The organism is Empedobacter sp. GD03865, from assembly GCF_029840775.1.
GTDB classification, from domain to species: domain Bacteria; phylum Bacteroidota; class Bacteroidia; order Flavobacteriales; family Weeksellaceae; genus Empedobacter; species Empedobacter falsenii_B.
Window position 1 is genome coordinate 40,777 of the sequence record NZ_JAOCDF010000005.1, and the last position, 14,482, is coordinate 55,258.

Genomic DNA, 14,482 nt, shown 5'->3' on the forward strand with positions numbered 1-14,482 from the left:
TTATTAATTTTTTATAAGAATTATGTATATTGTAATAAGTATTAAACGATATTTTTACAAAATTTTCAAAAATGGATAAAATCAAATTTATTCCTTTACATAGAACCTCCTATTTTGAAAGACAATCAAAATGGAAAAATTCTGCAAGAAATTTCATTCAACAATTCTATCGAATGGGATAGTTATCAAAAAAATCAAATTAATAAAATTTATACTAACTTTCCTCAACCTATTCAGTCTGGAATTTATCAATACAATCTTTTGAAAATATCATTAGCAAATATGGAGAAGATTATAAACTTACATCTTACTGATACTAAAATAGAAGATTCCATTTCACTTTTTGGTGGATATGCAATTTCAATTAATAATAAAATTGAATTATTCCCACAATGTTGTGGATTGTTAGAAGAAATTCAGCTTTGGAAAAATATTTTAAACAAAAATTTCTCTAACTTTTATCTAACAGAATGCCATCCAAGTCCTTTAATAACAAAATCTAAAAACGAAATTGTTATAATTTGTGATGATGAAAATGAATCATTTATACCAATCAATACAAATAAAGAAATAAGAATAGATTATAATCAAACAAAAAAAGCTTTTATAGTCTTACTAAATGAGTTAGAAGCTTATTCTAATAAGCTAAACAACTTGTCTCATAAATTTGAAATAGATAATTTATCTGATATTATTATCTGGGGTGAAAAGAGCTAAAAGAGATGTTATTGGAAACATAACTTAAATTATTAATTTATAAATAATAAATCCCACTTTTCACAATGTAGAAAGTGGGATTTTACTTCAAAAAAATTATTTATTTTTAACTGTTATATAGCCTGTAATAATTTCTTTATCATTCAATTTTATTCTGTACCAATAACTATCAGAAGGAACTGTAAAACCATTCTTTTTACCATCCCAAATATATTCATCATTCACAACTTCATCTTTTATAATTGCTCCATATCGATCAAAGATTTGAACAATTGCATTTTTGTAACCTAAAAATTGTGCTCTCCAACTATCATTATAACCATCATTATTAGGTGAAATAAAATTAGGAATTAAGTTTACAAAAAAATCTTTTGTTACTGGAGTACAATTATCAGCCGAAATTACATAAACAGTATAATTTCCTTCTTTTAAAGGTTCAAAGACATTCGAACTTTGCCAATCTACACCATTTAATGAGTATTTATATGGTGGTGTTCCTCCTTCTACAATGATTTCTGCACGTCCATTGACAGTTTTTATCATTACAATATTTGGTAATTGAAAATGAGAAACATTAACATTGTGAACATATGGACATCCCTCTTTTGAAAGAAGTTCTACCCAATAATCTCCAAACCCAACCTCAATCGTCTGTGTTGTTTCACCTGTACTCCATTTATAATCTAAATAATTATCTCCTGCATCTAAAATAGTTTTGGTATTAGGACATATTTTCACATCTTTTAGCGTTGATGAGTATTCCGGAACAGATACAAAAGTATTAATAACAGCAATAGAAAAACATAAACCTGCTTTTTCAAATCTCACATAAAAAGTTTTATTTCTATTTACAACTTGATTAGAATTAATTGAATTTATGTTATTCTCAGCGTCATCGAAGGTTTCAAAAAACTTATAATCGTAATTATAATCATTAACAAAATTTACTAAAACATAATCATTCAAATTGAATGTATAAACTCCATCAAAATCGTTATCACAAACATCTACATCTAAAACTTCTTGATTAAGTTTTACTTTTTCACCGAATTTAAATTCTAAAGTAATAATTTCTGGTTGACAACCTTTCAATGTCTCAATTCTTACGTACACTTTTGTATCAGCAGTAAATATATTTTGAGATGAAATTGTATTCGTATTTCCGTCTAAAGCATCTTGCTCATTTAAATAATATTTTACTGTAAACAATTCTCGGTTAGAAAAAATTTGTCGGATAATTTCATCAAGTTTAATATTCATTTTGCTTCCACAATATGTAGTTTGATATTTAGTTAAATCAATCTGTGGAAAAGGAAAAAACTCTAATTGTATTTCGGCAATTTCTTTACATCCTGTTTTATTTTTGACAACTACATAAACTTTCTTATTTGTAGATTCATAATGCTCAAAATCTATTATTTCATTCACTTCATTTTCTGCATCTTCTTTCGTAGGATAATAATTTTTTGTCACATCTGGATCAGAAGTTACATTTGCATCAGATAGATCAAAAATACCTTTACCATTTACATTACACGCATAGACCGTTGCATTATTAACAATGAGTTCATTAATCAAAATTTTAACTGTTACAATCTCACTATCCTCAAATTTATCAGATCCATAAATTATATATTTGAATTCATCATAACCTTTTTGCCCTTTATTTGGCGTATAAGTAATAATACCTTTTACAGTGTTAATTGTAACGACTCCTTTTGAAGGATTTTCTACTATCTTGGTTTCATTGAAATTAATCGTTTGGGCAGATTTTGTAAATTTTGGAGTAATATGAATTGGAGCAACTCCACATGTTTCAAATTCTAATTCTGATTCATCAGGACAAGTTCTTAATTTATATTCGTCTTTTAATGGCGGACAAGTACCTATTGTAACTTCTACCGAATAATTTCCTAATCTTGTTGGTTTAAAAGTTACTTCGGTTGCTCCTGGAATAGCAACCCCATCCTCAAACCATTGATATGTTTCGTATATATCTGGTGTTACTGTTAATGTTACATCAGGAAAACATCCTTCTGCTACGATTTTTGGTTTTGTTGGTAATCCAGCAAAAAAACCACCATATCCAGCAGCTTCACTTCCTGCTGTGATACCTCCTGTTACAGCTTTATCAGATTTAATTGTTACATTTCCTTTTATATTAGGTATACCGTAAGTTACCCAGTTTGTTGTTCCAACTATATCAAATGGACCGTAATTGGAATTAGGAACTTTTCCATTTACAGTAAGATTAGCATTTTTTTCTGTTATTAAATTAAGTTTAGTTGGCACATTAAGAATTGAATAATAACTACCACTTCCTTCTTTAGATAAATAAATTTCATTTTCATCTATCAAACCAATTTCATCTATTGATTTTGGTAGAAAACAATTAAGTGCTGGAATAAAATTCATTCCACCTGTAGCTTCAATATTTCGTTCATTACTTCCTCCTAACAATTGATATACATATGCCTTATGAGTTGTCTGAATATATAAATTAAAATGATTTTTTCCTTGATTAATGTATTTATTTTCGTTAATAATATAGTGTTGGCCTTCATTTAAGGTGATGAGCGGAATAGGATCATTATTTACATAAACCTCAGTGCCATCCTCAGTTGCAACAACTATTGCGCCTTCCATATTACTTCCAATATCACCCAAACCTTTTACCAAAACAAATTCATTTCCAAGTTGAGAAACTGGAACGTTTTGATCCATTAAAATATCTGAACTATTTGGAAAATAACCTGCATATTGCCCATTAAAATTACCATTTGCTGTAGATATAGGTTTGTCTGATTCAATTTTAGCACCGATAAAACCTTCATAATTCACTTTATAATTTCCAATACCATCAATAATATATGACTCTCCTTTGTTTAATATAATATTAAATTCTGTTCTCTTCTCTCCATCACTAAAAATAATATTAGAATCAAAATTTGAAACCTTTATTGTGGTATTATCTTCTGTAGCTAAAACACTTGTCATAAAGTTCAAAATACCATTGTATGTCGTTATTGGAGCCATAACAGTATAAAATAAAGTTCCAGTACCTGCCCTTCCTTTAGATGTCACAATCTCAGCATGTTGAGCGACAGAAAACCTAAGGTTTGCAAAATAAGCATAATCTGCTTCTAAGTATAACCCTTTTTTTATTGGCTTAAACATATCAGCTTGGTCTCTTGTAATTATATATGATCTTGGAATATTAAAAATACCTGGATTCCCTTTACTTATTGTTACATTACCAACAACAACATTGTTATTATATATCTTAACTTCAAAAGGAATAGTTCTATTCGTAGATAAATATACTTTTTGATTAGGAAAGGGGTTTCCTGTTCTATCCATCATTGGTGCAAACCAATGTTTTGTATCAAGTTGAGCAAATGATTGGATAATATTAAGAAATAAAAATAAAATAAGTAAATACTTCTTCATTGATTATCATTTAATAATTATATAATCCTTAAACAGAAATATTTACTTTATATTGTTAAAACATAGTATTTTATTATGATAATTTCCCCACCACTTCAACCAATTTCTTCGTTAAGTTTTTACGGTTGAATTGTTGAACTTCGGCTTCGTTGGTTTCAAATTTTTGGTTTGGATTTCTCAACCATTGATTGTAAATCGAAAGAATGTATGTTTTGATTTCATTGACTTGTTGATGAGAAAAATAATCGCCCGCTTTTGTTTTTTGAAGTATTTTTTTGACATCAGCATCCGCTGGACCAACCGCTAAAATTGGATTTCCAGTTGCCATATATTCGAATAATTTCCCTGGAATAATTCCTTTCGAAGCAACATTATCAAAATTTGTTAACAACAGAATATTTGCAGAATTAATCGCATGTAACGATTCTTGGTGCGAAACATATCCGTGAACAATCAAGTTATTTTGTAAACCTTGTTCAAGAATTGTTTGTTTAACATCATCAGCCAAAGAACCATAAAAATTAAGTTTAAAATCTTCTCGAAATGATTGATTTTCGTTGCTAATTTCGGCTAAAGCTTTCCACAATGCAACAGGATTTCGAAGCATTTCCAAACCTCCAGAATACGTCAAATGAAAGTGATTTTGATCTTTTTCTGTTTGTTGTTTTACTTCTTCAAAACCATTTGTAATTACTTCTACATGTTTTGCACCAATCTTCTTGAAATTTTCTCCATCAGCATAACTTGTTGCTAAAACAACATCTGCTTTTTGCATTACTTCACGTTCCAAATCTTTGTGTTTTTTTGCAGCCCAAAAAGTTAATTTCAATTCTTTGTGATAACTAATTTGAGTCCATGGATCACGAAAATCTGCCAACCATTTGAGATTTGGTAATTGTTTTTTCAGCTTCAAGCCAATTAAATGAAGACTATGAGGCGGACCAGAAGTTACAATCGTATCGATATTTTCTTTTTGTAAAAAGTTTTTTAAATATTCAGCAGAAGGATTTACCCAAAACTTACGTGCATCTGGAATAAAGAAATTCCCTCTTACAAAAACCGACAACTTCGACATAAAAGATTGATTTTCTTTTTTCTCGAAATGTCCACCTTTATAAGCTTTATTCTTTGGATTCAGTTTTTCTGCTAACTGATAAGGTTCCCAAATTTTATTCTTGATGATTTTAACTTTTGGATTAATGTCCTTGGCTAAAGTTTCATCGAGAATTGGATAAGAAGGATTTTCTGGAATATAAACATAGGTTTCATATCCAAATTCAGGAAGATATTTTGTGAATTTCAACCATCTTTGAACACCAGGACCTCCCGCAGGAGGCCAGTAATAGGTGATGATTAATATTTTTTTCATTCCAAAATTAAGCCTTTTCAGCGACTAAGTTTAAATTCTCTTTTATAGAACATTTTTTATATCCCAAATAAATACCTCCAGCCACAACGATTAAAAGTAAAATATTCGAAACTATCACAATCATATTTCCAGTAGAAATAACTTGTGGTTTAAATTCCATCACGATTGTATGATTTCCCTTTTGTACAGGAACTGCACGCAATACGTAATTCGCTTTTTCGATCGGAACTTCCTTTCCATCAACTGTTGCAGTCCATCCATGTGGATAATAAACTTCTGAGAAAACAGCAATTTGATCTGTATTAGAAGAAGATTTATACGTCATCTTCATTGGTGAATAATCAACCAATTCAATTTTCGCATTAGTATCTGCCGAAACATTCATGTTTTTATTCTCAACCAAATCTTTACGTAAAATTACAGTGTTATTAATTGGAGTAGAATTTATCGCTAAGATTTCATCATTTGCATTTTCTGTCCATTTGATATTTGAAGCCAACCACGCACTTCCAAAAGCTGTAGGATTTTGCTGTACTTGGGGTTCCGTTGGACTTCCATGAATAATGTATTTCGTATTCATCATATTCAATACATTAATCAAACCTGTTTCATCTTTGATTCCGTATTTTTTCAATTGTGGATCTTGAGAAAAATAGATATCCACAACATCTTGGTATTTCCCTAATTTCGCTGCATGATAACCACCAATCGAAGGAACAAAATATGAAGTTCCAGCTTCGTTAAATGTACTCAAAACCGTATTGTAAACACGGAAATGTGATTTATCTTGTTTTGATATGTTCGATAATAAATTATTCAACGGAACTTTGTAAGCAATTTGTGCTACATTATTGTTGTTCTGAGCTTCGGTTTGTAAACGAGGCGACATTTCCGTTGGGAAAGGATTATCAACAATGTATTTAGATACAAAATTATCTTCGTTCAAATATCTTTTATTCACCGTAAATCCATCAATAAAAGCCAATGCACCAATCGCTAAAATGACGATAATTGGTTTTTTGATAAACTTGAATAAATAAGCCAACAACAAAGCCATTGTGAACAAAACAAAAATCAATGTGCGAACTGTATCCGCTTTAAACATTGCAATTCTATCTTGAATTAATGCTTCATCTAATCGTTTTATCAATCCATCCCAAAGTCCGATTGCATTTGGATTTGCTTGCTGAATTTGTCCGATTAATTGTTCAGTCATTAATTTTTCATTCTCTGATGTAAATGGAAAAATCATTCCACCGAATAAGAAGAATATAATTAAAATTCCAACTGTAGAACCACCAGCTATATAAAGTACTTTCTTTTTGAATTCATCTGATTCGTCAGAATTAAAGAAATAATATAAAGTCAAAATTGCTAAGAAAGGCATTGTAAATTCGGCAATTACCAAGATTGATGATACAGCGCGAAACTTATCATACATCGGGAAATAATCAATAAATAAGTTCGTAACGAATGGTAAATTTTTACCCCATGCCAAAATGAAACTTAGAATCGTTGCTCCAACTAACCATTTTTTATAGGTCGCGTATTTTCCACGTACCATAAACATTCCGATAATAAACAAGAAAACGACTACAGCTCCCTGATAAGCTGGACCAGAAGTTCCTGGCTGATCTCCCCAATATGCACTTCTCGGTTGACTTGCCACAGCTTGAAAAACTTGCTGATTGAACTCGTCTTCACCAAGACTATATTGAGTATTTTGTAATTCTGATGTATAATTCTTTAAATCTTCTGGATTCGTTTGCGAACCACCCCCCATCAAATTTGGAATAAAAAGATTTAATGTTTCTAATTTTCCATAACTCCATTGTGTGATATAATCGTGATCTAATCCGTTCGAATTCTTTTTCAACAAGGTCATCTCAGATTTCCCACGAGTCGTTTCTTTACTATATTCGTAAGTTGACAATAATCGATTTGCATTCAATCCTGCTGCAATAATTACAGCGACAACTACTAATGCAGATGATTTTAAGAAATCTGGTAATTCTTTTTTCTTTAAACTATCAATAAATTGAACAATTGCAAAAACCAACAACGCTAAAAACAAATAGAACGTCATTTGAATGTGATTGGCTTGTAATTGCAATCCCATAAACAAGGTTGTGAGTACAAAACCTGCAATGTATTTTTTGCGATACAATAGAAGAATTCCAGCAACCAAAGGCGCGAAATACCCAATTGTATGTAGCTTTCCGTTATGTCCGGCTGCAATTAATTCGAAATAATACGAACCAAATGCAAAGAAAATTGCACCGACTAAAGCATATTGCCACTTTTTGAAAAGCGTTAAGCCAAGAATAAAAAATCCTGTAAACAACAAGAAAATGTAATCTGCTGGACGCGGTAAAAATCTGAATGCGCCATCAATGGTTTTGATGATATCAAAACTATATTTCGCACCAGTTTGATAGGTTGGCATTCCACCAAACATCGCATCAGACCAATAGACATTTTCTCCTGTTTTGTCTTGATACGTCAACATTTCTTGCGCACTACCCTTGTAGTTGATAATATCAGGCTGAATAACAGATTTTCCCGATAAAACTGGTGAACAATACACCAATGCAATCACTGCAAAAAGCAGCAATGAGATAAGAACGTAGAGTAAATTCTTTTTATTTTTCATCCTTTTTTTCTTCGATTATTTCGTAATCCACCGTTTCGGCGTCTATATTATATTTCGGTTTGTCGAAAGATGTGTTTGGTTTCGATTCGTTGTACGAATCATTTGAGTTTTGGCTCTGATTATAAGCATTTCTTTGCTGATTAATTGCTTCTTGAAAAACCTTTTTCACTGCAAATACTTTTCTTAAAAATCTAAAAATCGTTAAGAAAATAATACTTAAAATTATAATCCAAATAATTGTTTTCATTTTAGTTAACTGTTGTGACAGTTGTAACCGACTCAGTCATCGTTTGTTTTTGACCTTGCGCTTCTACTGTACGTTTTAATGTTTCCTTTTTCGTTAAATTAACTTTGTTGATCCAACCAGATTTTGTATCCAACAAAATTTTTCCATCTACATTCGCACTACTATTCGCAGACATTGTAACACCTTGCTGCGACTCATTACCTTTCAAACTTTGCGTTCCATTTACAGTAATTGTCGTATTTGCAGGCTCAACACTTGCTAAAGTTCTCTTCATCGAAATATTTCCTTTCATTGGACCTTGATCAATTTTTTGACTATCGCTCCAAGATTCTTTAAGCGCTAAAGTTTTGTTAGGAAAAATATTCATCGTTTCTTCAAATTGAGAAGAAATTGCTTGTTTGTTTAATGAATTATCGATAATCTGTGTAAAGAATTTAAATTCTTCTGCACTTACTTGAGTTTTTACAGAATTTAAAATTGATTTTTTAATTTCATCTAATCCATCAACGCTTACAACTTTTCCTTTCTGATCAACTTTCATTGTATACGTTTTTCCTGTCATAGCTTTGTAAATCGACCAAGAAACCGCAATATCTTTGTTCGCTGGTTTCGCAGCATTTGTGTCATACGAAATTGATTTTCCCGAAGGATCTGTCATTTTCTCGCTATATTGTTTAGATTTCACTTCTAATGTATACACACCATCTTTGAAATCTTTTACCGTATAATCAATTTGTTTTTTACTTTCGCTTGACATTTTTTGAGATTGTTTCCCATCCGAAGCCGTGTGAGTTGTTTTGATTCCCAACGTCATTGGATAAGTCTTTCCTATCTCCAAATTGTATTTGTAAGCATATTTGTCATCTGCACCTTTTGTTATTGCTACAACTTCTGGTTCAGCAAGCGTTTCAGCAACATTCAAAGAATCTGTTGTTTCCGTTTTGGCAACTGTATCACCTTTTTCATTCACAATTAATTCTTTTCCGTCTTTATCTTTTCCTACGACTTTATCATCTTTTTTACATGAAACAACTGCCATTGCGACAGCCATCATGAATAGTAATTTTTTCATATCAATTTTATGTTTGATAGTTGGTTTATTGCCAAAATCAATCCAAAAATAAGGATTTTAGTTGATTTTTTAACATTAAGATTTTAAAACAATCATATCTAGAAAATTAGATGATTGAAAAGAATTTATTGTCAATCTAGAAAATTATAAAGTATTACAAATTGTCATAATTAATAAATACAAAAAAAGCCTCCCAAATTGGGAGGCTTTTACTATATAATCGAATAGATTATGCTTCTTCTGTACTTTCAGTTTCAGCAGCTGGTGCAGCTTCTTCTGTTTTAGTACTTTTTTTACTACGACGTGTAGTTGCTTTTTTCTCTACTTTCGCGTTAGTGTAGATATCATTGAAATCTACTAACTCGATCATTGCAGTATCAGCACCGTCACCTAAACGGAATCCAGTTTTGATGATACGAGTGTATCCTCCTGGGCGATTTGCAATTTTAGGAGCTACAGTTCTGAATAATTCAGTTACAGCTTCTTTATCTTGTAAGTATGAAAATACAACGCGACGGTTGTTAGTATCGTCTGTTTTAGACTTTGTCAATAAAGGCTCAACATATGTTTGTAATGCTTTAGCCTTTGCTACTGTTGTGTTAATTCTCTTGTGAGTAATCAACGCTATAGCTAAATTAGATAATAAAGCTCTTCTATGAGAGGCAGTTCTACCTAAATGGTTAAATTTTTTTCCGTGTCTCATTTTTTAATAAAATTATTCTACGTCTAACTTATATTTTACGATGTCCATTCCAAAGTTAAGACCTTTGCTGTCCACCAATTCTTCTAACTCTGTAAGAGATTTCTTACCAAAGTTTCTGAATTTCATTAAGTCAGACTTAGCGAAAGAAACTAATTCGCCTAATGTTTCAACTTCAGCTGCTTTTAAACAATTTAATGCTCTTACTGATAAATCCATATCTACCAATTTTGTTTTCAATAATTGGCGCATATGTAATGCTTCTTCATCATAAGTTTCACCAGATGCAACTTCTTCCGCTTCTAATGTAATTCTCTCATCTGAGAATAACATAAAGTGGTGAATTAAGATTTTAGCTGCTTCAGTTAAAGCATCTTGAGGTGTTATAGAACCATCTGTTGTAATTTCAAAAACTAATTTTTCGTAGTCAGTTTTTTGTTCTACACGATAGTTTTCAATTGCGTATTTTACATTCTTAATTGGAGTGTAAATTGAGTCAATTGCTATAGTACCGATTGGCGCAGAAGCCTTTTTATTCTCATCAGCTGGTACGTATCCTCTACCTTTTTCGATTGTAAATGTAATTGTTACGTTTACTTTAGCGTCTAAGTTAGCGATAACTAATTCAGGGTTTAAAACTTGGAATCCAGAAATAAATTTCCCTAAATCACCTGCTGTTAATTGATCTTGCCCTGAGATAGTAGCAGTTACAGTTTCAGCATCTGATTCATCAATTTGTTTCTTAAAACGAACCTTTTTCAGATTTAAAATGATCTCTGTAACATCTTCCACTACTCCTGGAATAGTTGAAAATTCGTGCTCAACTCCTTCAATTTTGATTGAAGTGATCGCATATCCTTCTAATGAAGAAAGTAACACTCTACGTAGAGCATTTCCAACTGTAATCCCGTATCCTGGCTCTAATGGACGGAACTCGAATTGTCCGAATTTAGAGTCAGACTCTACTAAGATTACTTTGTCAGGTTTGATGAAATTTAAAATAGTCATTTTATTAGTCTGATTTTAAGGTTTATTTAGAATATAACTCGACGATTAATTGCTCTTTAATATCTTCTGGAATTTGAACTCTTTCTGGAGCTTTTGTGAAAGTTCCTGATTTTTGTTCGTCGTTCCAAATTAACCAATCGTACTCGCTACGTGCGTGTAAAGAGTTTGTGATTGCAGTTAAAGATTTAGATTTTTCTCTAACAGCGATTACATCACCAGCTTTTAATTGGTAAGAAGGGATGTTCACGATTTCTCCGTTTACAGTTACGTGTTTGTGAGATACTAATTGACGTGCAGCACTACGTGAGTTTGCGATACCTAAACGGTAAACTACGTTATCTAAACGAGATTCACATAATTGTAATAATACTTCACCTGTAATTCCTTTAGAAGCATTTGCTTTTTTGTATAAGTTAGCAAATTGACGCTCTAAAATACCGTAAGTATATTTTGCTTTTTGTTTTTCAGTTAACTGAATAGCGTATTCTGATTTTTTAGCTCTTCTTTTGTTAGGTCCGTGTTGCCCTGGAGGATATTTCTTTTTCTCAAAAGATTTATCGTCACCGAAAATTGGTTGTCCAAATTTTCTTGCAATTTTAGTTTTTGGTCCTGTATATCTTGCCATGATTTGTTACTATTAAATATATTAAATAATTAAATTGAGAAAAATGATTATACTCTTCTCTTTTTAGGTGGACGACATCCATTGTGTGGTAATGGAGTAACATCAACGATTTCAGAAACCTCGATACCACCGTTATGAATTGTTCTAATAGCAGATTCACGACCTTGACCTGGTCCTTTCACGAATACTTTTACTCTTCTTAATCCTGCTTCGTATGCAACTGTTGTTGCATCTTGAGCAGCTACTTGAGCAGCGTAAGGAGTGTTCTTTTTAGATCCACGGAATCCCATTTTACCTGCTGAAGACCAAGAGATAACTTCACCGTTTTTGTTTGTTAAAGTAACGATAACGTTGTTAAACGATGCTTGAATATGAGCTTGTCCAGTAGCTTCAATAACTACTTTTCTTTTCTTTACTACTTTCTGATTTTTTGCCATGATCCTATTTATTATTTAGTGGCTTTTTTCTTGTTAGCAACTGTTTTCTTTTTACCTTTTCTTGTACGTGAGTTATTTTTTGTTCTTTGACCACGTAATGGTAAACCTAATCTGTGACGAATACCTCTTTGACATCCGATATCCATTAAACGTTTGATGTTTAATTGGATTTCTGATCTTAATTCACCTTCTACTTTGAAAGTTTCATTGATCGATGCACGGATTGCGTTGATTTCTTCATCAGTCCATTCGCTAACTTTTGTATCTTCTGAAATGTTATTTTCAGATAAGATTTTAGAAGCACTGCTTCTTCCGATCCCGTAAATGTATGTAAGTCCGATTACCCCTCTTTTGTTTTTAGGTAAATCTACACCTGAAATTCTTGCCATAATTCTAAATAATTAACCTTGTCTTTGTTTAAACTTAGGATTCTTTTTGTTGATCACATACAAACGTCCTTTACGACGCACAATTTTACAGTCAGCACTTCTCTTTTTAATGGATGCTCTAATTTTCATCTTTGTAAATTTATTTATAATCCGATAGAGTTAACGTATCTACATTAACTCTACCACCAGTCGTTATTATTTCTTTTAGTATCTGTAAGATATTCTACCTTTCGTTAAATCGTAAGGAGACATCTCTATTTTAACTCTATCACCTGGTAATAATTTGATATAGTGCATACGCATTTTACCAGATATGTTACATGTTACAACATGTCCATTTTCTAATTCGACACGGAACATTGCATTTGATAATGCTTCTGTAATCGTACCGTCTTGTTCAATATGTTTTTGTTTAGCCATAAATCTTTTTAATAAAATCTTATTAGATATCTCTTGAAGTTCTACCTGAAGACATTAAACCATCGTAACGGTGATTTAATAAATATGTATTAATTTGTTGTACAGTATCTAAGATAACTCCCACCATAATTAACATTGATGTACCTCCAAAGAACATTGCTAAGCTCTGTTCTACACCTAATAATTTTACAATCGCTGGCAAAACAGCAAGCAAAGTTAGTAAAATTGCTCCAGGTAACGTAATTTTTGATAAAATTTCGTCTAAAAAATTTGCAGTTTCTTTTCCAGGACGGATTCCAGGGATGATTCCTCCGTTACGTTTAAGATCTTCTGCCATTTGGTTTACTGGGATTGTGATTGCAGTATAGAAATATGTGAAGATAATAATTAGTAATCCGAAGATCAAATTGTATTCCCACGTAAATGGATCTGCCATTTTCGCGAAGAATGCTTTTACTGGACTTCCTTCGTCTAAGAAATAGTTTGCCAATGTTCCTGGTAAAAACATAATTGCTTGTGCGAAGATAATAGGCATTACACCTGCTGCATTTACTTTAAGTGGAATATATGAACGTACAGAGTCTGTAACTGATCTCATATATGAACTACTTGAAGTTTGCGCTCTTCTTACATATTGTACTGGTACTTTACGCACCGCTGCAACAATCATAATACACATTGCAATAACTAGGATTAACCCTAACATTTCTATCAAGAAGAAAATACCGTTTGAAGGGTCAACTTCAAATGCATTAAATATTGCTTTTGGTAAGTCGGCTAGGATACCAACCATAATTAAGATTGAAATACCATTACCTATACCTTTGTCAGTAATTTTTTCACCCATCCACATGGCAAAGATTGTCCCTGTAATCAAAATGATTGTTGAAGGGAACCAGAACCAAAAGTTGGTTGGAGGAATTACATAGATAGCATATGATGAAGTTGGATCGTAAGGTAAAATTTGAGAAGTTACCAATGTAAGGTATGCTGGTGCTTGCACCAAACAAATCCCGATTGTCAACCATCTCGTAATTTGATTTACTTTGTTACGTCCGCTTTCTCCTTCTTTTTGTAGTTTTTGGATGTAAGGTACTGCTAATCCCATCAATTGTACAACAATCGAAGCAGAGATATAAGGCATAATTCCTAACGCAAATACGGAAGCTCTCTTAAAAGAACCTCCGGTAAAAGAGTTTAATAATCCTAAAATTCCTGAATTTGCATTTTCTTGGTCTGCAACAAAACGATTAACCTCGTTAATATCGACACCTGGAAGTGGAATATGAGAACCGAATCTATAAACCAACAATAGAAGGATAGTTACAAGTAACTTATCCTTCAATTCTTTTATGCTCCAGATATTTTTTATGGTCTGTATAAACCCTTTCATCT

The 14,482-nt window shown here is 31.8% G+C and carries 14 protein-coding genes; 1 reads left to right on the forward strand and 13 read right to left on the reverse strand.

Going from position 1 to position 14,482, the window contains the following annotated elements:
- Positions 1-114 precede the first annotated feature (114 nt).
- Positions 115-717 carry a hypothetical protein gene (locus N5D46_RS03160; protein WP_280049164.1) on the forward strand — a complete coding sequence of 201 codons (603 nt, stop codon included), beginning with the start codon at positions 115-117 and terminating at the stop codon, positions 715-717.
- A gap of 96 nt (positions 718-813) precedes the next feature.
- Here N5D46_RS03160 and N5D46_RS03165 read toward each other — a convergent pair whose 3' ends face one another.
- From N5D46_RS03165 to secY, 13 genes are all read right to left on the reverse strand, one after another.
- Positions 814-4,167 (reverse strand): T9SS type B sorting domain-containing protein, encoded by a 3,354-nt coding sequence (locus tag N5D46_RS03165; RefSeq protein ID WP_280049165.1) that lies wholly within the window; start codon positions 4,165-4,167, stop codon positions 814-816.
- A gap of 73 nt (positions 4,168-4,240) precedes the next feature.
- A complete protein-coding gene (locus tag N5D46_RS03170; RefSeq protein ID WP_280049166.1) occupies positions 4,241-5,536 on the reverse strand; it encodes a glycosyltransferase in 1,296 nt (431 codons plus the stop codon).
- 7 nt (positions 5,537-5,543) lie between these two features.
- The gene (locus N5D46_RS03175) at positions 5,544-8,189 is read right to left on the reverse strand and encodes a YfhO family protein (protein WP_280049167.1); all 2,646 of its coding nucleotides are present in this window, start codon (positions 8,187-8,189) and stop codon (positions 5,544-5,546) included.
- Positions 8,179-8,436: a hypothetical protein gene (locus tag N5D46_RS03180; protein WP_125349691.1), complete on the reverse strand. Its 258-nt coding sequence runs from the start codon at positions 8,434-8,436 to the stop codon at positions 8,179-8,181. The genes N5D46_RS03175 and N5D46_RS03180 overlap by 11 nt, the downstream gene beginning before the upstream one ends.
- Position 8,437: 1 nt before the next feature.
- On the reverse strand, positions 8,438-9,508 hold the full coding sequence (locus N5D46_RS03185; protein WP_260509516.1) for a DUF6263 family protein: 1,071 nt from the start codon (positions 9,506-9,508) through the stop codon (positions 8,438-8,440).
- 229 nt (positions 9,509-9,737) lie between these two features.
- Positions 9,738-10,211 (reverse strand): 50S ribosomal protein L17, encoded by a 474-nt coding sequence (gene rplQ / locus N5D46_RS03190; protein ID WP_038335555.1) that lies wholly within the window; start codon positions 10,209-10,211, stop codon positions 9,738-9,740.
- Between the two features lie 12 nt (positions 10,212-10,223).
- Complete coding sequence (locus N5D46_RS03195) at positions 10,224-11,216, reverse strand: DNA-directed RNA polymerase subunit alpha (protein WP_038335552.1); 993 nt, start codon at positions 11,214-11,216, stop codon at positions 10,224-10,226.
- A gap of 22 nt (positions 11,217-11,238) precedes the next feature.
- Entirely contained in the window at positions 11,239-11,841 is a 603-nt protein-coding gene (gene rpsD / locus N5D46_RS03200) for a 30S ribosomal protein S4 (protein WP_114999018.1), read from the reverse strand.
- A gap of 47 nt (positions 11,842-11,888) precedes the next feature.
- Entirely contained in the window at positions 11,889-12,278 is a 390-nt protein-coding gene (rpsK, locus tag N5D46_RS03205; RefSeq protein ID WP_019974178.1) for a 30S ribosomal protein S11, read from the reverse strand.
- Positions 12,279-12,289: 11 nt separating this feature from the next.
- The gene (rpsM, locus tag N5D46_RS03210; RefSeq protein ID WP_125349692.1) at positions 12,290-12,667 is read right to left on the reverse strand and encodes a 30S ribosomal protein S13; all 378 of its coding nucleotides are present in this window, start codon (positions 12,665-12,667) and stop codon (positions 12,290-12,292) included.
- A 12-nt stretch (positions 12,668-12,679) separates the two neighbouring features.
- Positions 12,680-12,796 carry a type B 50S ribosomal protein L36 gene (ykgO, locus tag N5D46_RS03215; RefSeq protein WP_013598490.1) on the reverse strand — a complete coding sequence of 39 codons (117 nt, stop codon included), beginning with the start codon at positions 12,794-12,796 and terminating at the stop codon, positions 12,680-12,682.
- A 75-nt stretch (positions 12,797-12,871) separates the two neighbouring features.
- Positions 12,872-13,087: a translation initiation factor IF-1 gene (gene infA / locus N5D46_RS03220; protein ID WP_019974180.1), complete on the reverse strand. Its 216-nt coding sequence runs from the start codon at positions 13,085-13,087 to the stop codon at positions 12,872-12,874.
- A 22-nt stretch (positions 13,088-13,109) separates the two neighbouring features.
- Positions 13,110-14,480, reverse strand: coding sequence for a preprotein translocase subunit SecY (gene secY, locus N5D46_RS03225; RefSeq protein WP_125349693.1), 1,371 nt, complete (start codon positions 14,478-14,480; stop codon positions 13,110-13,112).
- Positions 14,481-14,482: the final 2 nt, after the last annotated feature.

Bases quoted from the DNA above. Each gene is read 5' to 3' on its own strand.
- infA (WP_019974180.1), bottom strand. From the start codon at position 13,087: ATGGCTAAACAAAAACATATTGAACAAGACGGTACGATTACAGAAGCA.
- ykgO (WP_013598490.1), bottom strand. From the start codon at position 12,796: ATGAAAATTAGAGCATCCATTAAAAAGAGAAGTGCTGACTGTAAAATT.
- N5D46_RS03185 (WP_260509516.1), bottom strand. From the start codon at position 9,508: ATGAAAAAATTACTATTCATGATGGCTGTCGCAATGGCAGTTGTTTCA.
- rpsK (WP_019974178.1), bottom strand. From the start codon at position 12,278: ATGGCAAAAAATCAGAAAGTAGTAAAGAAAAGAAAAGTAGTTATTGAA.
- secY (WP_125349693.1), bottom strand. From the start codon at position 14,480: ATGAAAGGGTTTATACAGACCATAAAAAATATCTGGAGCATAAAAGAA.
- rpsD (WP_114999018.1), bottom strand. From the start codon at position 11,841: ATGGCAAGATATACAGGACCAAAAACTAAAATTGCAAGAAAATTTGGA.
- N5D46_RS03170 (WP_280049166.1), bottom strand. From the start codon at position 5,536: ATGAAAAAAATATTAATCATCACCTATTACTGGCCTCCTGCGGGAGGT.
- rplQ (WP_038335555.1), bottom strand. From the start codon at position 10,211: ATGAGACACGGAAAAAAATTTAACCATTTAGGTAGAACTGCCTCTCAT.
- N5D46_RS03180 (WP_125349691.1), bottom strand. From the start codon at position 8,436: ATGAAAACAATTATTTGGATTATAATTTTAAGTATTATTTTCTTAACG.
- N5D46_RS03195 (WP_038335552.1), bottom strand. From the start codon at position 11,216: ATGACTATTTTAAATTTCATCAAACCTGACAAAGTAATCTTAGTAGAG.
- N5D46_RS03165 (WP_280049165.1), bottom strand. From the start codon at position 4,167: ATGAAGAAGTATTTACTTATTTTATTTTTATTTCTTAATATTATCCAA.
- N5D46_RS03175 (WP_280049167.1), bottom strand. From the start codon at position 8,189: ATGAAAAATAAAAAGAATTTACTCTACGTTCTTATCTCATTGCTGCTT.
- rpsM (WP_125349692.1), bottom strand. From the start codon at position 12,667: ATGGCAAGAATTTCAGGTGTAGATTTACCTAAAAACAAAAGAGGGGTA.